The following is a 20,832-nucleotide window of genomic DNA, read 5'->3' on the forward strand; positions in this document are numbered from 1 at the left end:
GCGCACCTCCCTCAGCCGGTGGTGGTGGTGACCGCCGCGCGCGACGGGAAGCGGGCCCAGGGCGGGTGCCGCGGCGATATCCTCCGGTGGTCTCGTGGACGACGGGTTCTCGGACGGGTGATTCGGTGAGCTGGCTCACTTCCCACACCCGATCTCACACCCGTTGCCGACCCCGCACAAGCCCGCCTGGCGGTTCGCGCCGACCGGTCGTGTCGTCGGCAGCTTCCGGCCGTTATCGTGGGACCCGCCATGGCGAAGATCTTCCAAGTGACGGCCCGAGCGGGCATGACCCGCGTCGTGGAGCCGGTCGCGCGCGGTCTGCTCCGCGCCGGCGTGTCCCCAAACGCGGTCACCGTGACCGGCACCGTCGGCGTACTTGTCGGCGCGCTCGGCTTCGGCGCGCGCGGCCATCTGGTCGCCGGCGCGCTGATCGTCACGGTCTTCGCGCTCACCGACCTGCTCGACGGCACGATGGCCCGGATGAGCGGCGGTTCCACCAAATTCGGGGCCTTCCTCGATTCGAGCATGGACCGGGTCGCCGACAGCGCGGTCTTCGGCGCGGTCGCCTACTGGCTGGCCACCGAGCACCAGTACGCGGGGGTGGCCGCCGCGCTGCTCTGCCTGGCCGCCGGGGGGCTGGTCTCCTACGTCAAGGCCCGCGCCGAGGGGCTCGGGATGACCGCCAACGTGGGCGTCGCCGAGCGCACCGAGCGGCTGCTGATCGTCGGGGTGGGCGGCCTGCTCACCGGCCTCGGCGTCACGCCGGCACTGCAGATCGCGCTCTGGCTGCTCGCCGCCGTCTCGATCTTCACGGTCGGGCAGCGCATGGCGCACGTGTACCGGCAGGCGCAGTCGGTCGGCCACGAGTGAACCTCACCGAGCTGGGCTACGTGGCCGGCTGGCGGCTGGCCCGCGCGCTGCCCCGGCCGGTGGTCGCGGCCGCCTTCCGGGCGGGCGCCGACCGCGCCCACCGCAAGGGCGGCCCGGGTACGACCCGACTCCGCGCCAACCTGCGCCGGGTGGTCGGCCCGGCGTTGCCCGAGGCGGAGTTGGACGAACTGGTCCGGGCCGGCCTGCGCTCGTACGCCCGGTACTGGCTGGAGGCGTTCCGGCTGCCGTCGCTGAGCCGCCGGGAGATCCTCGCCGGGTTCCGCCTCGATGGCGCGGAGATGCTCGCCGCCGACGTCGCGTCCGGCCGGGGCGCGGTGGTCGCGCTGCCGCACGCCGGCAACTGGGACGCCGCCGGTGCCTGGGTGGCCGCCAACGGCTGGCCGATCACCACCGTCGCCGAGCGGCTCAAGCCGGAGGGCGTCTACGAGCGTTTCCTCGCTTTCCGGCAGGGCCTGGGCATGGAGATCCTGCCCACCCACGGTGGCGAGCGGCCGGCCTTCGACGTGCTGGTCGACCGGATCCGGGCCGGCGCGGTGGTGCCGCTGCTCGCCGACCGGGACCTGTCCGCGCGCGGCGTGGAGGTGGACTTCTTCGGCGGACGGACCCGGATGCCGGCCGGCCCGGCGCTGCTGGCGATCCGGACCGGCGCGCCCCTCTACGTCACCTCGATGTGGTACGAGTCGGACATTCCCCGCGGTGCCCTGGCCGGCCCGCTGGAGCTGCCCGACCCGGACAGCGGCCCGCTGGACGCCCGGGTCCGCGTGCTCACCCAGCGGATCGCCGACGGCCTGGCCGCGGGCATCGCCCGGCACCCGGAAGACTGGCACATGTTGCAGCGGATGTGGCTGGACCAGCGGGCCGACGGTTCGGGCGCCCCGGTGCAGCCCCCAGCCACCACCGGAACGATCTGAGGAAGGGGCGCGGTGAGCGCGAGGAGCGCAGCGCAGCGGAGCCCCGCAGTCGCGAACGAAGGGCAATAGCGTGCGGATCGGCATCGTGTGCCCGTACTCCTTCGACGTCCCGGGCGGGGTGCAGAACCACATCGTCGACCTGGCCGAGGCATTGATCGGGTTGGGTCACCAGGTGAGCGTGCTCGCCCCGGCCGACGAGGACTCGCCGCTGCCGCCGTACGTGGTGGCCGCCGGGCGGGCGGTGCCGTTCCCGTACAACGGTTCGGTGGCCCGGATCGCCTTCGGCCCGGTCTCCACCGCCCGGGTGCGGCGCTGGATCACCCGGGGTGACTTCGACGTGCTGCACGTGCACGAGCCGCTCACGCCGAGCCTGTCGATGCTGGCCGTGCTCTGCGCCCGCGGGCCGGTGGTGGCCACCTTCCACACCGCGATGACCCGCTCCCGGGTGCTCTCGGCGGCGCAGGGGATGCTGCGGATCGTGCTGGAGCGGATCACCGCCCGGATCGCGGTCAGCGCCCTGGCCCGCAAGGTGCAGGTCGAGCACCTGGACGGCGGCGCGGTGGAGATCCCCAACGGGGTGGCGGTGGTGAAGTTCGCCGGCGTCGAGCCGCTGCCCGGCTGGCCGGGGGAGTGCGGGCCGGGCACCGGCGGGACGGTGGGCTTCCTGGGCCGGTTCACCGAGCCGCGCAAGGGCTTTGCGATCCTGCGGGACGCCTTCGTCGCGCTCGCCCCGCACCGCCCGGGCCTGCGCCTGCTGGTGGCCGGGCCGGGCGACCGGGACGACCTGTACGGGCAGTTTCCGGCCGGGCTGCGGGATCGGGTCACCTTTCTCGGCATGGTCCCCGAGGTGGACAAACCTCGCATGTTGCGCAGTTTGCACCTATATGTAGCGCCGAATACCGGCGGGGAATCCTTCGGGATGATCCTCACCGAGGCCCTCGCCGCCGGCACCACGGTGGTGGCCAGCGACCTGGACGCGTTCCGCCGGGTGCTGGACGGCGGCCGGGCCGGCCAGCTGTTCCCGACCGGCGACGCGGCGGCCCTGCGTACCGCCCTGGCCGAACTGCTCGACGACGCGGACCGGCGGGCGGCGCTGACCGCCTGCGGTGACCAGGTGGTGGCCGGTTTCGACTGGCCGGTGGTGGCCCGCCGGGTGCTGGAGGTGTACGCGGCGGCGATCGAGGCCACCGACGGTCGGGTCATGGACCAGGAATGGGTTGAGCTGGGCTGAGCACTACGATGCCGGACATGCGGTGGGTGGTGGGCGCGGTCGTGGTCGTCGGGCTCGTCACGGCGTACCTGATCTGGACGGCCAACCGGGTCGAACGGCTACAGAACCGGGCGGAGTCGGCGTCCCGGGCGCTCGACGCCCACCTGCTGCGCCGCGCGGCGGCCGCCGCCGTGCTGGCCGAACAGCGGTACGGCGTGGAGCTGTACGCGGCGGCGCGGATCGCCCTGGACGCCGTCCCGCAGGAGCGGGAGGCCGCCGAGAACGACCTCACCCGCCAGCTGCGCACCGTCGAGCTGGCCCCGGACGATCCGGCCTGCGAGGCGGTGATCGCGGCCAGCCGGCGGCTGGCGCTGGCCCGGCAGCTGCACACCGACCTGGTCCGGGACGCCCGGGCGGTCCGTCGCCGGCCCGTGGTACGCGTGTTCCGGATGGGACGTGGGCACCGGTCGCCCCGCTACTTCGACATCGACGACCCCACCCTGACCATCCCGGCGGACGTGCCTACCGGCTGACCTGGGGCCGGCCGGCGTACCCGGCGGGACCGGTCGTGACGCCGGCCACAGAGCAGGCCACCGTGGGTCTGATTGGCTGTCGGACCGGCGTTGACCTGGCCGTAGCATTTTTCGCAGCCACCCCCGAAGCACGCCAGAGGAGCGATGACTCGTGTCCGAATCCACCCTCCCGAACAGCAACGCCACCCCCGTCGTCGGCACCGCCCGCGTCAAGCGGGGCATGGCCGAGATGCTCAAGGGCGGCGTGATCATGGACGTGGTCACCCCGGAGCAGGCCAAGATCGCTGAGGACGCCGGCGCGGTCGCCGTCATGGCGCTGGAGCGGGTGCCCGCCGACATCCGCGCGCAGGGCGGCGTGTCCCGGATGAGCGACCCGGACATGATCGACGGCATCATCAACGCCGTCTCCATCCCGGTGATGGCCAAGGCCCGGATCGGCCACTTCGTCGAGGCGCAGGTCCTGCAGGCGCTCGGCGTCGACTACATCGACGAGTCCGAGGTGCTGACCCCGGCCGACTACGAGAACCACATCGACAAGTGGGCCTTCACCATCCCCTTCGTCTGCGGCGCGACCAACCTGGGCGAGGCGCTGCGTCGGATTACCGAGGGCGCCGCCATGATTCGCTCGAAGGGCGAGGCCGGCACCGGTGACGTCTCGAACGCCACCACCCACATGCGCAAGATCCGCAAGGAGATCCGCCGGCTCCAGTCGCTGCCGACCGACGAGCTGTTTGTCGCGGCCAAGGAGCTGCAGGCGCCGTACGAGCTGGTCAAGGAGGTCGCCGAGACCGGCAAGCTGCCGGTGGTGCTGTTCACCGCGGGCGGCATCGCCACCCCGGCCGACGCCGCCATGATGATGCAGCTCGGCGCCGAGGGCGTCTTCGTCGGCTCGGGCATCTTCAAGTCCGGCAACCCGGCCCAGCGGGCCGCCGCGATCGTGAAGGCCACCACCTTCCACGACGACCCGGACGTGCTGGCCAAGGTCTCCCGCGGCCTGGGCGAGGCCATGGTCGGCATCAACGTCGACGAGATCCCGCAGCCGCACCGCCTGGCCGAGCGCGGCTGGTGACGTGAACCGGGCGGGCCCCGGACCGGGGGCCCGCCCGGACGACCGAGAGGAGCCAAGGTGACCGCACCGGTCATCGGGGTGCTCGCCCTTCAGGGGGACGTGCGCGAGCACGTCGCCGCCCTGGCCGGCGCGGGCGCGGACGCCCGTCCGGTTCGCCGTCCGGCCGAGCTGGACGCGGTCCACGGGCTGGTCATCCCCGGCGGGGAGTCCACCACCATCAGCAAGCTCGTCGACATTTTCGAGATGCGCGAGCCGATCGACAAGCGGATCGCCGCCGGCATGCCGGTCTACGGCTCCTGCGCCGGCATGATCATGCTGGCTGCCGAGGTGCTCGACGGCCGCCCCGACCAGCGGGGCTTCCAGGGCATCGAGATGACCGTCCGGCGCAACGCCTTCGGCCGGCAGGTCGACTCGTTCGAGGCCCCGGTCGAGATCGCCGGGGTTGAGGGCGAGCCGTTCCACGCCGTGTTCATCCGGGCCCCCTGGGTCGAACGGGTCGGCGCCGGCGTCGAGGTGCTCGGCCGGGTCACCGACGGACCGGCCGCCGATCGGGTCGTCGCGGTCCGGCAGGGCAACCTGCTGGCCACCTCGTTCCACCCGGAACTCACCGGCGACCTGCGGCTGCACCGCTACTTCGTGGAGCTGGTCCGGGCCGCCGCCTGAGCGCCACGCGCCTCCTGCCGATCCGTCGCCACACCCCGGCACGGGTGCCGGGTGTGACAAGCAGACACCTGCTCTCGGTAGGATTGCCGCGGTTCGGCAGGGCCATCGCTCGCCGCAGCCGTCCACGCGGAGCCGACCGGCCAGCTCCATCCGTACCGGTGAGACCGTGGATTCGGCGCGGGCGCTCGACGCAGGCGTGGATCACTTACGGAGGTATGAGATGTCCGGCCACTCAAAGTGGGCGACCACCAAGCACAAGAAGGCCGTCATCGACGCCAAGCGCGGCAAGATGTTCGCCAAGCTGATCAAGAACGTCGAGGTGGCGGCCCGGACCGGCGGCGGCGACCCGGCCGGCAACCCGACTCTCTACGACGCCATCCAGAAGGCGAAGAAGAACTCCGTACCGAACGACAACATCGATCGCGCGGTCAAGCGCGGCTCCGGCCTGGAGGCCGGCGGCGCCGACTACCAGACGATCATGTACGAGGGCTACGGCCCGAACGGCGTCGCGCTGCTGATCGAGTGCCTGACCGACAACCGTAACCGCGCCGCCACCGAGGTGCGCACCGCGCTGACCCGCAACGGCGGCTCGTTCGCCGACGCCGGCTCGGTGTCGTACATGTTCTCCCGCAAGGGCGTGGTGATCGCCCCCAAGGCGGGCACCAGCGAGGACGACGTGATGATGGCCGTCCTCGACGCGGGCGCCGAGGAGGTCAACGACCTCGGCGAGGCGTACGAGGTGGTCTCCGAGCCGGGCGACCTGCTCGCGGTGCGCACCGCCCTGCAGGACGCCGGCATCGAGTACGAGTCGGCCGAGTCCTCCCTCATCCCCAGCGTCAGCGTGCCGCTGGACGAGGAGGGCGCGCGCAAGGTTTTCAAGCTGATCGACGTGCTCGAGGACTGCGACGACGTGCAGAACGTCTACGCCAACTTCGACATCTCCGACGAGATCATGGCGGCGGTCGGCTGAGGCGGCGGTGACCCGTAGGCGGTTCGCGCCGGGCGACATCGTCGTCCGGCGCGAGATCCTGCTCGGCGAGGTGTGGTTCGGCTGCCCGACCATCTGCGTCGAGGACTCGTCCGACCTGCTCGCCCTCTACCTGCCGCCTGGGGCCGAGTTCGGCTTTCCCCGGCATGGCGTCTTTCCGGCCGGCCGGCACCCGTGGGAGATCGCCGGGCACCGGGCCTGGCGCGGGCACGGCAAGGTAATGCTGCACCGCCCTGGTGAGGCCCACTCGGTGGACGTGTTCTGGACCGGCCCGGACCGCGCCTTCGCCGGCTGGTACTTCAACCTTCAGGAACCGTTCCGGCGTACCGCGATCGGGGTGGACACCCTCGACCATGAGTTGGACCTCTGGTGGGGCGCGGACGCCGAGCGCTACGTCTGGAAGGACGTGGAAATGTTCGCCCAGCGCCTCGAGGAGGGGCGTTACCCCGGAATGGCCGAGGCCATCCGCGCCGAGGGTGACCGGATCGCCGCCCGGCTGGACGCGGGCGAGCGCTGGTGGGACGAGGCGTGGGCGTCCTGGGAGCCGGATCCGGCCTGGCCGGTGCCGCGTCTGCCCGCCTCGTGGGAGACCGTCCCTTGCTGATTCCGGACGCACCCGAGCCGGGGCCGGTGCCTCGAGATCGAACCTGGAACGGGCAGTCCTTTTCGGCGGTCGGGCCGGCCCGAGGCGGTTCCCGCGTTCGCTGTGGAGCTGATGTCGCAGGCGATTCAACCGGCACCTACCGGCGGTGAATCGTTGGCGACATCAGCTCCACAGGCTTTCGGGGGAATCTCCCCGGGCCGTGCTCGCCCGGTAACGGCGCGGCCTCGGGAACGGGCCGCTGGGACGGGCGGCCGGGGCGGCCGGCCGGGCGGGCGGTGGCGGCCGTTCTCGCCGGGAGGGTCAGCCGACGGTCTCGCGCTCCCGCCACGCCGCCCGCACCGACGTCCGCCCGTTGGTGCGTAGCAGCGACCCCTCGTACACCCGGGCGCCGGCGGCGACGAAGGCGACCGCCGTGACCAGCAGCAGGGCCAGCGACACCAGTGGCTCCCAGCCGGCCGCGTCGCCGGTGAACATCCGCAGCGGCATCGCCGTCGGCGCCGAGAACGGCAGGTACGACAGGATCCGCATCGCGGCGGCGTTGTCGTGCAGGAAGACCACCGCGAAGAACGGCATCATGACCGCGAGCTGCACCGGCATCGACACCCCGCCGATGTCTTCCTGGCGGGTCACCAGCGCCCCGGCCACTGCCCACAGCGCCGCGATCAGCAGGAAGCCGAGCAGGAAGAACGGTACGAACCAGCCGATCGCCGGGCCGACCAGGGCGAGCAGGCCGCCGTTGTCGCTGAACTGCATGCCGGCCACCGTGGCCACGGCGATCAGCGCGATCTGCCCGAGCGCCAGCACGCACGCCGCCACGATCTTGCCGGCCAGCAGCGCCCGCACCGGCACCGCGGCCACCAGGATCTCCACGATCCGGGTCTGCTTCTCCTCGGTCACGCTCTGTGCGATCTGCACGCCGAACAGCTGGGACGTGATGAAGAAGACGAACGCGAAGGCGAACGGTACGAGGAAGGCGGCCGCCGGGTTCACCGCGTCCGGATTCAACAGCCGCACCGTGGGGCCGTTGCTCAACGCCTTCAGCACGTCGTCCGGGGCCTCGTCCATGGCCAGCACGGTCGGCCCGGCGACCACCGCGGCGTCCACGTCACCGTCGCGCACCGCCCGTTCGGCGGCGGCGTCGTCGTCGACCGGCCGGACGTCGAGGCCGGCCTGGCGCAGCGGGGCGGCGACGGACGCGGTCGCCGCGACCGTCGAGGGTCCGCCGGCCAGCAGCGCCGGCAGGACCGTGGAGCCCACGGCGATCAGCAGGAAGAACAGGGTGCTGACCAGGAACGTCCGGTCCCGCAGCTTGACCCGGATCTCACGGCCGGCGATCAGTCGTACCGCCTGGTAGGTGTTCACTGGTTGACCTCTCGGAAGATCTCGGCGAGGGACGGGGTGACCGGCCGGAAGGCACGGACCGGGCCGCGGGCCAACGCCTCGCGCAACACCCGCTGGTCGTCGGGGCCGGCCAGGTCGAAGACCGCGCGGGGGCCGTCGAGATCGACCAGCGTCACCCCCGGCTGATCCCGCAGCCAGCCCGCGTCGCCGTCGACGACCAGTTCGAACCGGGGCAGGGTGTACGCCGCCCGCAGCTCCTCCCGGCCGCCGGCCGCCCGGATGGTGCCGTCCGCGATGATCACCAGGTCGTCGCAGAGCCGTTCGACGACGTCGAGCTGGTGGCTGGAGAAGAGCACCGGTACGCCGGCGCGGGCCCGTTCCCGCAGCACGGAGACGACGGTGTCCACCGCCATCGGGTCGAGCCCGGAGAACGGCTCGTCCAGCACGAGGACCTCCGGGTCGTGCACCAGCGCCGCCGCGATCTGGGCCCGCTGCTGGTTGCCGAGCGACAGCGTCTCCAGCAGGTCGTCGCCGCGTTCGGCAAGCCCGACCCGCTCCAGCAGGGTGTCGGTGTTGCGTCGTGCCGCGCCCAGGTCGAGCCCGTGCAGGCGGCCCAGGTGGACGACCTGTTCCCGGACGGTCATCTTCGGATAGAGCCCGCGTTCCTCCGGCATGTAGCCGAACCGTCGCCGCTCCTGCCGGGTCAACCGCGAGCCACCCCAGAGGACCTGGCCGGCGTCCGGGGCGAGCACGCCGAGGATGATCCGCATGGTGGTGGTCTTGCCGGCGCCGTTGCCGCCGACGAAGCCGGTCATCCGTCCGGCCGTCACCTCGAAGGAGATGTTCTTGAGTACCTGGCGGTCGCCGAAGCTGCGATCGACACCGTCCAGGCGGAGCGCGCTGGTCATGGCAGTGGACGTTAGTTGCTCCGGGCCGGGACGCCGTCCGTCCGGCGGCTGATCATGGCGGTCCGCCGCGCGGCGGACCCGGTCAGCCGCCCGGATGGACGATGCCGTGCTCGTACGCGAAGATCACCGCCTGGACCCGGTCCCGCAGGTCGAGTTTGGCCAGCACCTTGCTGACGTGGGTCTTCACCGTGGCCTCGCCGAGGTGCAGCGTGGCGGCGATCTCGGCGTTGCTGGCACCCCGGGCGAGCAGCTCCAGGACCTCGTGTTCCCGCTGGGTCAACGCCGCGGGCGGCGGGCTCGTGGGGCGCCGGGCGAGGCCGCCGGCCGGTCCGCCGGGCCGGGCGAAGGCGGCGATGACCCGCCGGGTGAGCACCGGCGCGATCAGCCCGTCGCCCCGGGCCACCACCCGCACCGCCTCGATGAGGTCCTCCGGGGTGCCGTTCTTGAGCAGGAACCCGCTCGCCCCGGCGCTCAGCGCGGCGAACAGGTAGTCGTCCCGGTCGAAGGTGGTCAGGACCAGCACCGCCGGCCCGCCCGGCCCGCCCTCGGCGGTGATCCGGCTGGTGGCCGCCAGGCCGTCGAGGACGGGCATCTGGACGTCCATCAGCACGACATCCGGCCGGGTCGCCCGGGCCATGGCCACCGCCCGCTCACCGTCGGCGGCCTCGCCCACCACCTCGATGTCGTCCTCCACTTCGAGGATGACGCGGAACCCGGAGCGGACCAGGTGCTGGTCGTCGGCGAGCAGCACCCGGACGGGCCGGCGACCGTCCGCCGGGCCGCTGATTCGCTCGCTCATGCTGACCGCTCCCCGGCGAGTGGGATCCGGGCGCGGACCCGGAAACCGCCCTCGGGGCGGGGGCCGGCCTCCAGCACGCCCTCGTGGGCGGCCACCCGCTCCCGCATGCCGATGAGGCCGAGCCCACCGCCGCCCGGCGGCGTGGTGGATCGCCCGTCGTCACTCACGTCGACCTCGATTTCCCTGGCCAGGTAACGGATTCGCACGTCCAGCACGGTAGCGCCGGCGTGTTTCACCGTGTTCGTCACCGCCTCCTGCACGATCCGGTACGCCGCCTGGGACACCGAGCGGGGCAGCGGCGCGGCATCCCCGTACACCCCGACGGTGGCTGTCAGACCGGCCTCGCGGGCGTTCTCGACCAGCTCCGTGACCTGCTCCACGCCGGCGGCGGTCGACCGGACGGCCTCGGCGCCGCCCGGGTCGCGCAGCACGCCGAGCATCCGGCGCAGCTCGTCGACGGCGGTCCGCGCGGTCTGCTCGATCGCGGCCAGCGCCGTACGGGCCTTCCCGGGGTCCCGGTCGAACACCCGTCGGCACGCCGCCGCCTGCACACCCATCACCGAGACGTGGTGGGCGACGACGTCGTGCAGCTCACGGGCGATGCGGACCCGTTCGCCGATCACCGCCCGCTCGGCTGCCTCGGCCCGGGACAGGCGCAGCTCCTCGGCCTGCGTACGTAGCTCGTGCTCGCGGCGGGCGGCCAGCCAGGAGAGCTCGCCGAAGTAGTAGGCGAAGCCGAAGAAGAGCAGGTTGAACAGCACGCCGTTGATGACCGCGGCCAGCACCGGCGGCACCGGCCCGGCCGCGCCGGTGAAGTGCGCCGGCGACAACTTGTCGATCTGCAGCGCCAGGGACAGGCCGAGCCAGGCGAACATCGCTACGATCACCCCGATCCGTACCCGGCCGGCCGTGCGGCGGTCCGGCCCCCAGGCGCCGAGGGTGTAGAGCGCGGCGAACAGCGCGCCGGACGGCAGGTTGGTCAGCGGGATGGCGCGGACCTGCCCGGCGATGAACGCCACCGAGATGACCACGGTGACGGCCACCGGCCACCGGCGTCGCCACACCAGGGGCACGGCGACCGCGAGCGACCACCAGATCTGTTCCGCCAGGGACGGCGGCGGGCCGAACGGGAAGGCTCCGGTGCTGCGGGCGAGGGCGAGTTCGAACAGGGCCAGGACGGTGACGGCGAGCGCGACGCAGGCATCGGCGCGCCGCTGGCCGGCGGTCGGCGCCGGGCGGCGCCACGGGACGTCGAGGGCGGTGCTCACCCGCTGACCATGCCATTCGTCAGCCGGCGGCGAAGCACCGGGCCACCGCGTCGAAGGCGGCCCGGTCTGGAGATCGTCCTCGACGGCATCGCCGGGAACTCGGCTGACCGGTCGGCCGGGCCGCCCGTACCCTGCCAAGATGCTCGTACCCGACCTGCCGCTGCGCACCGACCGCCTGCTGCTGCGCCCGTTCACCGCCGACGACCTCGACGCCCTGCACGCGTACCGTTCCCGGCCGGAGGTCACCCGCTTCCTCTATCACGACCCGTACGACGAGGCTGCCGCCCGGGTGTCGCTGGAGCGCGCGCGTGGGCGTACCGCCCTGCGCGAGCCGGGCGACGTGCTGAACCTGGCCGTCGTGCTGCCGGAGACCGATGAGCTGGTTGGCGACGTGCTGTTGAGCTGGACCAGCGCCGAGCACCGGCAGGGCGAGATCGGGTACGTGCTGCACCCCGACCACACCGGCCGGGGGTACGTCACCGAGGCGGCCCGGGAGCTGCTGCGGCTCGGCTTCGACGGCCTCGGCCTGCACCGGATCGTCGGTCGCCTGGACGCCCGCAACACCGCCTCGGCTCGCGTGCTGGAGCGGCTCGGCATGCGCCGCGAGGCGCACCTGCGGGAGAACGAGTTCGTCAAGGGCGAGTGGACCGACGAGGCGGTGTACGCCCTGCTGCACCGGGAGTGGCGGGCCGGGGCGCCCAACGCCTGACCTCGGCGACGCGCCGGCCCGGCGCCCCCGTGGGGCGCCGGGCCGGGACCGCTTCAGGCGGCGTGCCGTCGCACCTTGACGGCGCCGTCGATGAAGCCCCAGACGACGATGACGGCGGTGCACACGACGGTCACCCGCGCCACGTCCTGCGCGCCGCCCTCGCGCAGCCACTCGAACCGCTGGACCAGCTCCGGGTTGAGCAGCCGGTCGGTGAGCAGCAGCCAGGCCAGCGGCACGGCGAACGCGAGGTCGAGCACCGTCTTGACGGCGACCAGCGGCCAGGTCCACCGGCGGGCTCGGTACTTCGCGATCTCCAGGCCGATGCTGGCGACCAGCACCGCCAGCAGCACCGGCAGCCAGGAGCCCCACAGCGCCGGGTCGATCATCGGCAGCCGGGAGCCGTCGCCCGACACCCAGGGCTGGAAGTGCTGCCAGGCGAAGAACGCGATGGCGCACCCCAGGAACGCGATCGAGGCGCAGGTGTCGACGAGCGTCACCTGCCGCTCCTTCGGCGCCTCGGGCAGTTGGTCGACGCTCCACTCGGGCAGGTTCAGCGGCGTGTTGGTGCGCTCGAGCACGGCGAAGACGACGGTGACCCAGAACGCGAGCTGCACCGCGACCTCGAACGCCGTGGTGATCCCGGTGCCGATCCCCGCGCCGAGATCGCCGTCGACCGTCGCCTTGACCGCGCCGGCCGCGGCGCCCGCGATGGCCGGGATGAAGCTGAGCAGCAGCCGCAGCAGCCGCCACCAGACCAGGTAGTAGCGGGGGCCGATGAGCTGCAGCCGGCGGTCGGTGTAGCGGGCGGCGAGCTGCTCGGGGTTGCCCAGCTCGGTGAGCACCTCCCGCTCGGCGGCGCCGCGGTCCTCGCCGCCGTCGATGCGCCCGTCGATCATGTCCTCGATGGAGGCGCGCAGCTCGTCCGCGATCTCGGTGCGGCGCTGCGTGGGGACCGCCCGGAGCGTGGCGGCGACGTAGCGGTCGGTCAGCGTACTCATCGGTCCACTCCTTGGATCAGCCCGGTGACGGAGGTCTGGATGGCGGCGAGGTCGTCGAGGAGGCGGCTCAGCACGCCCTCGCCCTCGTCGCTGGTGCGGTAGAACTTGCGCGGCCGGCTTTCCTCGGTGTTCCACTCGCTGGTCAGCAGGCCCTGCTCCTCCAGCCGGCGGAGCAGGGGATAGAGCGTGTTCGCGTCGACCGGGAAGCCGTGCGCGGTCAGCCGTTGCAGCAGCGCGTAGCCGTAGTCCGGCCGGCGCAGGGCCAGCAGGCTGGCCACCACGACCGTGCCGCGCCGCAACTCCTGGAGATGGGTTCGCAGGATCTCCTCGCTTGCCATGCCTCACACTATACCGTGTGTCACACACTATTGTGTAGCTCGCACGGAAAGGGGTGGCGGGACGTCTGTCCCCTGTGGCACAGTCCCGGCCTGCGCCGGATGATCATCGATCGCCGCGCGTTCCGACAGTCGCCGTCAACATGGGGGCATGATTGATGATCACGAACAGATCCGCCGCCCTGCGGCTCGCTGCCGCCTGCGCCGCCGTGCTGCTCCCGCTGGCCGGTGCTGGCACGGCCGCCGCGGCGCCCCGCGCCGTCACCGTGGCCCGTCCGTCCCCGCCCACTGGTGGGTGGCATCTGCAGACGTACCCCGGCATCACCCAGGCCCAGGCTCTGGCCGACTGGCAGCCGGCCGTGGGCGGGGACACCCCGCTCACCGGGTCGGGCATCGCCTGGCAGGACGACGCTCGCCTGCTCGGCGGTCAGACCGTCGCCTTCGACGGGGCGTCGTCGTACCTGACGGCCTCGCCGACCACCTTGAACACCGCCGGCACCTTCTCGCTCGCGGCCTGGGTCCGCCTCACCGACACCTCGGCCAGCCGGGTCTTCGTCAGCAAGGCCGGCTCGGGTCAGGCCACCCTCTCGGTCGGCTACGACCGGGCCACCGGCCGCTGGCAGGCGCAAATGCCCTCGAAGACCGGCAGAGGCGGCAAGGTGTCGACCGCTCGCTCCACCTCGGTGCCGAAGACGGGCCTCTGGACCCACCTCGCCGTCGTGCACGACGCCACCGCGCACACCCTCACCCTCTGGGTCGACGGGGTGGCGGAGGCGACCGTCGCCAAGGTCAAGGCGGTGAACGACCCGACCGGGGTGATGCGCGTCGGCCGCGGTGACACCGCCTGGTGGCAGGGGAACCTGGCCGAGATGCGGGTGTACGACCGGACGCTGGTGAGCCAGGACTTCACCGGCTGGTCGGCCGACGACCCGGCCTCCGGCGGCTTCAGCGAGCCGGGCCTGGTCCAGCCGGTCCAGGTGGGGAGGTGGGACTTCGAGGCCGCCGTCGTCTGCTACGACGTGACGATCGACGACCCCACCCTCTGTTCCGCGCCGGACGGCACCCCGTTCGATCGGCAGCTCACCCTTACCCAGGGCGTCGACGTCGTCGCCGGGCACCGGGGGAGCGCGCTCGCCCTCGACGACACGCACTGGATCGACGACCCGTACGATCCGCACTACGGCGAGTCCACCCGGGAGTACGCGCGCACCCAGGCGAAGCTCGGCGACTGGCCGGACCAGGTCTGGCGGGACGCCCCGGTGCTCCGTACCGACCAGTCGTTCAGCGTCTCGACCTGGGTGCGGCTCGATCCGGCCCGGGGCGCCCAGACGGTGCTGTCCCAGGACTCCGCCGACGGCAACGCCTTCCGACTGGCCTGGGAGCCGGTCGACGGCGGGCGCTGGGTGTTCGCGGTGCCGGCCGACCCGGCCGCCCCGGCCAAGGCCAGCACCACGTACGTGACCGCGCCGGCGCCGAGCGCGGACCAGTGGCACCAGCTCGCGGCGGTGCTCGACGCGACGCACCGGCAGGCGCGGCTGTACGTCGACGGGGCACCGGCCGGCGCGGCCGACCTGAACGCAGCCTGGCAGCCGCGGCAGGCGGACGGCCCGCTGCTGGTCGGTCGGGTGACGTTCGCCGCCGGCCCGGCCGAGTGGCTGTACGGGCTGGTCGACGACCTCGGCGCGTACCAGGGCGCGCTGAGCGCCGCCGACGTGCAGGCCGTCTTCGCGAACCAGCGGGTCTGACGGTTGGGAGCGGCGCGGGTGCTGCCCGCGCCGCTCCGGGCGGATCCGGGATCCCATGAACGCCGCCGGTCGGCGGCCGGTCAAGGAGACGGAGGCCACCTCCGGCGCGGACGGTGGAGTCGGCCGGAGGGCCTGGGTAGGGTAGGGCCCGGTCTGGTCCGACCGTCAAGATCCATACCGCCGGGGGGCGTCGCGCATGGCTGATTCGTTCGCGCATCTGCACGTGCACACCGAGTACTCGATGCTCGACGGGGCAGCCCGGCTGAAGGATCTCTTCGCCGAGGTGAGCCGCCAGGAGATGCCGGCGGTGGCGATGACCGACCACGGCAACATGCACGGCGCGAACGACTTCTACAAGCAGGCCATGGCTGCCGGGGTCAAACCCATCCTCGGCATCGAGGCGTACGTCGCGCCGGAGTCGCGGTTCCACAAGCAGCGGGTGCGCTGGGGCCGGCCGGAGCAGAAGAGCGACGACGTCTCCGGCAGCGGCGGCTACACCCACATGACGATCTGGGCGGCGAACAAGATCGGCCTGCACAACCTGTTCACGCTCACCAGCCGGTCGTACACCGAGGGTTATTTCGTCAAGTGGCCCCGCATGGACGCCGACATCCTCGCCCAGCACGCGGACGGTCTGATGGCCACCACCGGCTGCCCCTCCGGTGAGGTGCAGACCCGGCTGCGGCTCGGCCAGTACGACGAGGCGCTGAAGGCCGCCGCCAGATACCAGGACATCTTCGGCAAGGAGAACTACTTCCTGGAGATCATGGACCACGGCATCTCGATCGAGCACCGGGTCCGCAAGGAGTTGCTGGAGATCGGCCACAAGCTGGGCATCCCGCCGGTGGTCACCAACGACTCGCACTACACCCACGAGTCGCAGGCCGAGGCGCACGACGTGCTGCTCTGCGTGCAGACCGCCGCGAACGTGGCCGACCCGAACCGGTTCCGCTTCGACGGCAGCGGCTACTACATCAAGTCAGCCGACGAGATGCGCGCGGTCGACAACTCCGAGGCCTGGCTCGAGGGCTGCCGCAACACCCTGCTGGTCGCCGAGAAGGTTGACCCGGCAGGGATGTTCGAGTTCCACAACCTGATGCCGCGCTTCCCGATCCCCGAGGGGGAGACCGAGGAGTCCTGGTTCCGCAAGGAGACCTTCGCCGGCCTGGCCCGCCGCTTCCCCAACGGGATCCCGGAGACCCACGTCAAGCAGGCGGAGTACGAGCTGGGCGTCATCATCCAGATGGGCTTTCCGTCGTACTTCCTCGTGGTCGCCGACTTCATCCAGTGGGCGAAGAACCAGGGCATCGCGGTCGGCCCGGGCCGTGGCTCGGCGGCCGGCTCGCTGGTCGCGTACGCCCTGGGCATCACCGACCTGGACCCGCTGCCGCACGGCCTGATCTTCGAGCGGTTCCTCAACCCCGAGCGCGTCTCGATGCCCGATGTCGACATCGACTTCGACGAGCGCCGGCGCGGCGAGGTGATCAAGTACGTCACCGACAAGTGGGGCGAGGACAAGGTCGCCCAGATCGCGACCTTCGGCACGATCAAGGCGAAGGCCGCGATCAAGGACTCGGCGCGGGTACTCGGCTACCCGTACGCGGTCGGTGACCGGATCACCAAGGCGATGCCCCCGGCGGTGATGGGCAAGGACATCCCGCTGTCGGGCATCTTCGACCCCAAGCACCCGCGTTACGCCGAGGCGGGCGAGATCCGTGGCCTCTACGAGTCCGACCCGGACGTCAAGAAGGTCATCGAGACCGCGAAGGGCATCGAGGGGCTGATCCGGCAGACCGGCGTGCACGCCGCCGGCGTCATCATGTCCGCCGAGCCGATCATCGAGCACGTCCCGCTGATGCGCCGGGACTCCGATGGGGTGATCATCACCCAGTTCGACTACCCGACGTGCGAGTCGCTCGGGCTGTTGAAGATGGACTTCCTCGGCCTGCGCAACCTGACGATCATCGACGACGCGGTCAAGAACATCCAGCTCAACCACGGCAAGGAGCTGGACCTGCTGGCCCTGCCGCTGGACGACAAGGCCGCCTACGAGCTGCTGGCCCGAGGCGACACGCTCGGCGTGTTCCAGCTCGACGGCGGCCCGATGCGCTCCCTGCTGCGGCTGATGAAGCCGGACAACTTCGAAGACATCTCCGCCGTCCTCGCGCTCTACCGGCCCGGCCCGATGGGCGTCGACTCGCACACCAACTACGCGCTGCGCAAGAACGGCCTCCAGGAGATCACGCCGATCCATCCGAAGCTGGAGGAGCCGCTGCGGGAGATCCTGGCGCCGACGTACGGCCTGATCGTCTACCAGGAGCAGGTGCAGCGCGCCGCGCAGATCCTCGCAGGCTACAGCCTCGGCCAGGCCGACCTGCTGCGCCGGGCGATGGGCAAGAAGAAGAAGGAGATCCTCGACAAGGAGTTCGTCCCATTCCGGGACGGCTGCCGCGAGCGCGGCTACCCCGACGAGGCGATCCAGGCCGTGTGGGACGTGCTCGTCCCGTTCGCCGGCTACGCGTTCAACAAGGCCCACTCCGCCGCGTACGGGCTGGTGTCGTACTGGACGGCGTACCTCAAGGCGCACTACCCGGCCGAGTACATGGCCGCGCTGCTCACCTCCGTCGGCGACGACAAGGACAAGATGGCGCTCTACCTGTCGGAGTGCCGGCGGATGGGCATCCAGGTGCTGCCGCCCGACGTGAACACCTCGGCCGGGCCGTTCACCCCGGTCGGCAAGGACATCCGCTTCGGCCTCGCCGCCATCCGCAACGTCGGCGCGAACGTGGTCACCTCGATCATGCGGTGCCGCGACGAGAAGGACGCCTACGCCGACTTCTACGACTTCCTGTCCAAGGTGGACGCGGTGGTCTGCAACAAGAAGACCATCGAATCCCTGATCAAGGCGGGCGCCTTCGACTCGCTCGGTCACCCCCGCAAGGGCCTGCTCGCCGTGCACGCCGACGCCATCGACGCGTACGCCGACGTCAAGCGCAAGGAGGCGGTCGGCCAGTACGACCTCTTCGGCGCCGGCTTCGGTGATGCCGAGACCGCCACCAGCACCACGGTGATGCCGGCCATCGGTGAGGGAGAGTGGGACAAGCGCGACAAGCTCGCCTTCGAACGCGAGATGCTCGGCCTGTACGTCTCCGACCACCCGCTGTTCGGCCTGGAGCACGTGCTCGGCGCGGCGGCCGACTGCACCATCGCCGCCCTCTCCGAGGAAGGAACCGTGCCCGACGGGGCGGTGGTCACCCTGGCCGGCATCCTCTCCGGGGTGCAGCGCCGGGTCACCAAGCAGGGCCGGGCCTGGGCCTCGGCCACCCTGGAGGACCTGGCCGGCGGCGTCGAGACGCTGTTCTTCCCCAACACGTACGAGGTGATCGGCCAGTACATCGCCGAGGACGCGATCGTCGTGGTCAAGGGGCGGGTGGACCGGCGCGACGACACGCCCCGCATCATGGCGATGGACATGCAGATGCCCGACATCAGCAGCAACCCGGCGAACAAGCCGGTCACCCTGACCATCCCGGTGCACCGGCTCACTCCGCCGCTGGCCGAGCGACTGAAGGAGACCCTGGTGCTGCACCCCGGGGACACCGAGGTGCACGTCAAGCTCCACCGGGGTGGCAAGGTCGAGACGTGGCGGCTCGGGCTGTTCCGGGTGGCGCCCACCACTGCGCTGATGGGCGACCTGAAGAGCGTCCTCGGCCCGGCCAACGTGAGCTGACCCACCGCCGGACACCCGGCCTGACCAGGGAAAATCACTCTGAGTAAACCTGCTCGTCATCTCGGATCCCTACGCTTCCTCGACGGCGTGCCACCCGGTGCGCGCCGCCGGAAGAGGCAACCCGAGGAGAAGAAGATGAGTCAGGTTCTCGTCGCCGTCGCGGTGAACGTCGTCAGCGCCGCGTTGATCGCGATCATCACCGCCGCCGTCCGCCGGCTGCTGACGCCGGCGACGGCCTAGCTGCCCGCCGCGCCGCTCGGTCGAGGTGACCCCGGAGAGCTGGAGACGACCCGTTTCGACCGGAGCGGGAACGGGCGCTGCGTGCGCCCGCTCCCGCTAGAGCCCGGTCGCGGGCTCAGGCCGGCCGGTCGTTCACCGAAAAGCGCCCGTGAAGCCCCCGGCTTTAGCCGTGGGGAGGTAAGGGCGTTCAGGCGTTCCGCTGATTCTGGACATACCGTTTGACCGCCTCCAAGGTCGTGCCGCCGACAGTGGCCACGAAGTAACTGTTGGTCCACAAGGTCGGCAGCCGGGTCTTCAACGTGGGGAACTCTTGGCGTAGCAGCCGTGAGGAACGGCCTTTGATGGCTTTGACGAGCCGGTGGATGCCGAACTGCGGATCGACGGTGACCTGGAGTTTCACGTGGTCGGGCATGGTTTCGAGTTCGACGATGGGTGCGTCCCGTTCGGCGCACACCTCGGTGATGATCTGTTTCAGCCGGGTGTCGACGGGGTCGGTGATGACGGGCCGTCGGTATTTGGGGCACCACACGACGTGGTAGGTGCACCGGTAGACGACGTTGTTGTTCGACCTGATCTCATCCACTCCCGACAGCATATACGGTGACGCTGTATACTGTCTGGTGTGGAGGAAGCAGTGCGCTACACCTACCGGCTGCGCCTCGGCGCGACCGCTGTAGCCGCGCTGACCGCCGAATGGCATCGCTGCCGGTGGCTGTGGAACGAAGCCGTCCACCAGCAGACCCAAGGCAACCGGCCGACCGCCACCACACTGCACGCCCTGCTCACCGAAGCCCGCGCTTGCAGCGCATGGCTGCGGGAAGGGTCCGTGGTCGCCCAGCAGCAGGTGCTGCGGGACTACGCGCAGGCGTTGACGGCCTCTTTCAAGGTCAAAGGCCGGGGCAGGCCGGTGCGGAAGGCGCGGAAGAAGACCCGCCCGTCGTTGAACTACACCCAGCGCGGCTTCTCGATCAGAAACGGCCGGTTGTGTCTGCCCGGCAAAGTGGTCGTGCCGGTGGTGTGGTCCCGTGACCTGCCCGCCGACCCGACCAGCGTCCGCGTCTACCAAGACTCCCTCGGCCACTGGTACGCGTCGTTCGTGACCCGCCGCGAACCGGCCCGGCTGCCCGACGCCGACGGCGGAATCGGCATCGACTGGGGCGTCAAAACGGTCGCCAACACCACCGACCCGGGTTTCGACCTGCCGCACCCCGAGTACGGCAGGCGAGCAGCGCGGGCCCTGGCCACGGCGCAACGACGCATGGCACGGCGGGCACCGAAACCCGGCCAGAAAGCGTCCCGAGGCTACCGCCGGGCCCGCCTCGAAGCCGCGAAGGTGTATGCGAAGACCACCCGGCAGCGGCAGGACACCGCCCGCAAGTGGGCCAAACGAGTCGTAGAAAACCATGCCGTCATCGCGGTCGAGGACTTCAAACCGAAGTTCCTGACCAAGACGAGCATGGCCCGTAAAGCAGCCGATGGGGCTATCGGCGCGACCAAACGTGAACTGATCGACCGTGGCAAGCGGGCGGGCCGGAAGGTGGTGCCGGTGCCGCCCGCCTATACCACGATGACATGCGCCAACTGCCACGCGAGAGCCAAGCAGCGGCTGGTGCTGTCGGAACGGATCTTCCGATGCGAGTCCTGCGATCATGTCGCGGACCGTGACCGGAACGCCGCAAGGGTGATCCTTGCCTCGGCAGGTTTGAACCGAGCTGGTGCCGACGGTGTAAGACGCGTCCTTGACTCCTTCGGAGTTGATGCCGTGCTACCTGAGCCAGGAATCCCCCGCCTTTAGGACTCCGTTGGGAAATCCTCGTTAGCCGTCTTTCGGTGCGTTGACATGATTGTCGGGTCTGTCGGGTGTGGGGGGTACGGGTGTCGCTGGAATCG

Annotated in this window: 19 protein-coding genes; 12 read left to right on the forward strand and 7 right to left on the reverse strand. The window is 71.3% G+C overall.

Annotated elements, in window-relative coordinates:
* The first annotated feature begins 249 nt into the window (after positions 1 to 249).
* The 8 genes from pgsA to AB0C02_RS16205 all read left to right on the forward strand — a co-directional run bounded on the left by pgsA (position 250) and on the right by AB0C02_RS16205 (position 6,869).
* The gene (pgsA, locus tag AB0C02_RS16170; RefSeq protein ID WP_357548751.1) at positions 250 to 870 is read left to right on the forward strand and encodes a phosphatidylinositol phosphate synthase; all 621 of its coding nucleotides are present in this window, start codon (positions 250 to 252) and stop codon (positions 868 to 870) included.
* On the forward strand, positions 867 to 1,802 hold the full coding sequence (locus AB0C02_RS16175) for a phosphatidylinositol mannoside acyltransferase (protein ID WP_357548752.1): 936 nt from the start codon (positions 867 to 869) through the stop codon (positions 1,800 to 1,802). The genes pgsA and AB0C02_RS16175 overlap by 4 nt, the downstream gene beginning before the upstream one ends.
* 70 nt (positions 1,803 to 1,872) lie before the next feature.
* A complete protein-coding gene (locus AB0C02_RS16180) occupies positions 1,873 to 3,033 on the forward strand; it encodes a glycosyltransferase family 4 protein (RefSeq protein WP_357548753.1) in 1,161 nt (386 codons plus the stop codon).
* 8 nt (positions 3,034 to 3,041) lie between these two features.
* Positions 3,042 to 3,545 carry a hypothetical protein gene (locus AB0C02_RS16185; protein ID WP_357548754.1) on the forward strand — a complete coding sequence of 168 codons (504 nt, stop codon included), beginning with the start codon at positions 3,042 to 3,044 and terminating at the stop codon, positions 3,543 to 3,545.
* 151 nt (positions 3,546 to 3,696) lie between these two features.
* The gene (gene pdxS, locus AB0C02_RS16190; protein ID WP_357548755.1) at positions 3,697 to 4,614 is read left to right on the forward strand and encodes a pyridoxal 5'-phosphate synthase lyase subunit PdxS; all 918 of its coding nucleotides are present in this window, start codon (positions 3,697 to 3,699) and stop codon (positions 4,612 to 4,614) included.
* 57 nt (positions 4,615 to 4,671) lie between these two features.
* Positions 4,672 to 5,277 (forward strand): pyridoxal 5'-phosphate synthase glutaminase subunit PdxT, encoded by a 606-nt coding sequence (gene pdxT, locus AB0C02_RS16195; RefSeq protein ID WP_357548756.1) that lies wholly within the window; start codon positions 4,672 to 4,674, stop codon positions 5,275 to 5,277.
* 220 nt (positions 5,278 to 5,497) lie between these two features.
* The gene (locus AB0C02_RS16200) at positions 5,498 to 6,247 is read left to right on the forward strand and encodes a YebC/PmpR family DNA-binding transcriptional regulator (RefSeq protein ID WP_357548757.1); all 750 of its coding nucleotides are present in this window, start codon (positions 5,498 to 5,500) and stop codon (positions 6,245 to 6,247) included.
* Positions 6,248 to 6,254: 7 nt separating this feature from the next.
* On the forward strand, positions 6,255 to 6,869 hold the full coding sequence (locus AB0C02_RS16205; protein WP_357548758.1) for a DUF402 domain-containing protein: 615 nt from the start codon (positions 6,255 to 6,257) through the stop codon (positions 6,867 to 6,869).
* 300 nt (positions 6,870 to 7,169) lie between these two features.
* On the opposite strand, the gene AB0C02_RS16210 is transcribed toward AB0C02_RS16205, so the two are convergent.
* From AB0C02_RS16210 to AB0C02_RS16225, 4 genes are all read right to left on the reverse strand, one after another.
* Entirely contained in the window at positions 7,170 to 8,231 is a 1,062-nt protein-coding gene (locus tag AB0C02_RS16210) for an ABC transporter permease (RefSeq protein WP_357548759.1), read from the reverse strand.
* Positions 8,228 to 9,118, reverse strand: coding sequence for an ATP-binding cassette domain-containing protein (locus tag AB0C02_RS16215; RefSeq protein WP_357548760.1), 891 nt, complete (start codon positions 9,116 to 9,118; stop codon positions 8,228 to 8,230). The genes AB0C02_RS16210 and AB0C02_RS16215 overlap by 4 nt, the downstream gene beginning before the upstream one ends.
* Positions 9,119 to 9,200: 82 nt before the next feature.
* Entirely contained in the window at positions 9,201 to 9,917 is a 717-nt protein-coding gene (locus AB0C02_RS16220) for a response regulator transcription factor (RefSeq protein WP_357548761.1), read from the reverse strand.
* A complete protein-coding gene (locus AB0C02_RS16225; RefSeq protein ID WP_357548762.1) occupies positions 9,914 to 11,185 on the reverse strand; it encodes a sensor histidine kinase in 1,272 nt (423 codons plus the stop codon). Before AB0C02_RS16225 ends, AB0C02_RS16220 begins: the two co-directional genes overlap by 4 nt.
* Positions 11,186 to 11,324: 139 nt before the next feature.
* On the opposite strand from AB0C02_RS16225, the gene AB0C02_RS16230 reads away from it, so the two are divergent.
* A complete protein-coding gene (locus AB0C02_RS16230; protein WP_357548763.1) occupies positions 11,325 to 11,894 on the forward strand; it encodes a GNAT family N-acetyltransferase in 570 nt (189 codons plus the stop codon).
* A gap of 53 nt (positions 11,895 to 11,947) precedes the next feature.
* Here AB0C02_RS16230 and AB0C02_RS16235 read toward each other — a convergent pair whose 3' ends face one another.
* Positions 11,948 to 12,892 carry a permease prefix domain 1-containing protein gene (locus AB0C02_RS16235; protein ID WP_357548764.1) on the reverse strand — a complete coding sequence of 315 codons (945 nt, stop codon included), beginning with the start codon at positions 12,890 to 12,892 and terminating at the stop codon, positions 11,948 to 11,950.
* Positions 12,889 to 13,230 (reverse strand): PadR family transcriptional regulator, encoded by a 342-nt coding sequence (locus AB0C02_RS16240; RefSeq protein WP_357548765.1) that lies wholly within the window; start codon positions 13,228 to 13,230, stop codon positions 12,889 to 12,891. Before AB0C02_RS16240 ends, AB0C02_RS16235 begins: the two co-directional genes overlap by 4 nt.
* 155 nt (positions 13,231 to 13,385) lie before the next feature.
* Between AB0C02_RS16240 and AB0C02_RS16245 the strand changes: the two genes are divergently transcribed.
* Positions 13,386 to 14,972 carry a LamG domain-containing protein gene (locus tag AB0C02_RS16245; protein WP_357548766.1) on the forward strand — a complete coding sequence of 529 codons (1,587 nt, stop codon included), beginning with the start codon at positions 13,386 to 13,388 and terminating at the stop codon, positions 14,970 to 14,972.
* A gap of 196 nt (positions 14,973 to 15,168) precedes the next feature.
* Positions 15,169 to 18,702: a DNA polymerase III subunit alpha gene (gene dnaE / locus AB0C02_RS16250; protein WP_357548767.1), complete on the forward strand. Its 3,534-nt coding sequence runs from the start codon at positions 15,169 to 15,171 to the stop codon at positions 18,700 to 18,702.
* 427 nt (positions 18,703 to 19,129) lie between these two features.
* Here the strand turns inward: dnaE and tnpA are convergent, their stop codons facing one another.
* Positions 19,130 to 19,537, reverse strand: coding sequence for an IS200/IS605 family transposase (tnpA, locus tag AB0C02_RS16255; protein ID WP_357548768.1), 408 nt, complete (start codon positions 19,535 to 19,537; stop codon positions 19,130 to 19,132).
* Positions 19,538 to 19,564: 27 nt separating this feature from the next.
* Between tnpA and AB0C02_RS16260 the strand changes: the two genes are divergently transcribed.
* Entirely contained in the window at positions 19,565 to 20,737 is a 1,173-nt protein-coding gene (locus tag AB0C02_RS16260) for a transposase (protein ID WP_357548769.1), read from the forward strand.
* Positions 20,738 to 20,832 lie beyond the last annotated feature (95 nt).

This window comes from Micromonospora sp. NPDC048999 (assembly GCF_040649295.1).
GTDB lineage: Bacteria > Actinomycetota > Actinomycetes > Mycobacteriales > Micromonosporaceae > Micromonospora.

Bases quoted from the DNA above. Each gene is read 5' to 3' on its own strand.
- pgsA (WP_357548751.1), top strand. From the start codon at position 250: ATGGCGAAGATCTTCCAAGTGACGGCCCGAGCGGGCATGACCCGCGTC.
- AB0C02_RS16185 (WP_357548754.1), top strand. From the start codon at position 3,042: ATGCCGGACATGCGGTGGGTGGTGGGCGCGGTCGTGGTCGTCGGGCTC.
- AB0C02_RS16200 (WP_357548757.1), top strand. From the start codon at position 5,498: ATGTCCGGCCACTCAAAGTGGGCGACCACCAAGCACAAGAAGGCCGTC.
- AB0C02_RS16215 (WP_357548760.1), bottom strand. From the start codon at position 9,118: ATGACCAGCGCGCTCCGCCTGGACGGTGTCGATCGCAGCTTCGGCGAC.
- AB0C02_RS16220 (WP_357548761.1), bottom strand. From the start codon at position 9,917: ATGAGCGAGCGAATCAGCGGCCCGGCGGACGGTCGCCGGCCCGTCCGG.
- AB0C02_RS16230 (WP_357548763.1), top strand. From the start codon at position 11,325: ATGCTCGTACCCGACCTGCCGCTGCGCACCGACCGCCTGCTGCTGCGC.
- AB0C02_RS16235 (WP_357548764.1), bottom strand. From the start codon at position 12,892: ATGAGTACGCTGACCGACCGCTACGTCGCCGCCACGCTCCGGGCGGTC.
- AB0C02_RS16240 (WP_357548765.1), bottom strand. From the start codon at position 13,230: ATGGCAAGCGAGGAGATCCTGCGAACCCATCTCCAGGAGTTGCGGCGC.
- AB0C02_RS16245 (WP_357548766.1), top strand. From the start codon at position 13,386: ATGATCACGAACAGATCCGCCGCCCTGCGGCTCGCTGCCGCCTGCGCC.
- dnaE (WP_357548767.1), top strand. From the start codon at position 15,169: ATGGCTGATTCGTTCGCGCATCTGCACGTGCACACCGAGTACTCGATG.
- tnpA (WP_357548768.1), bottom strand. From the start codon at position 19,537: ATGCTGTCGGGAGTGGATGAGATCAGGTCGAACAACAACGTCGTCTAC.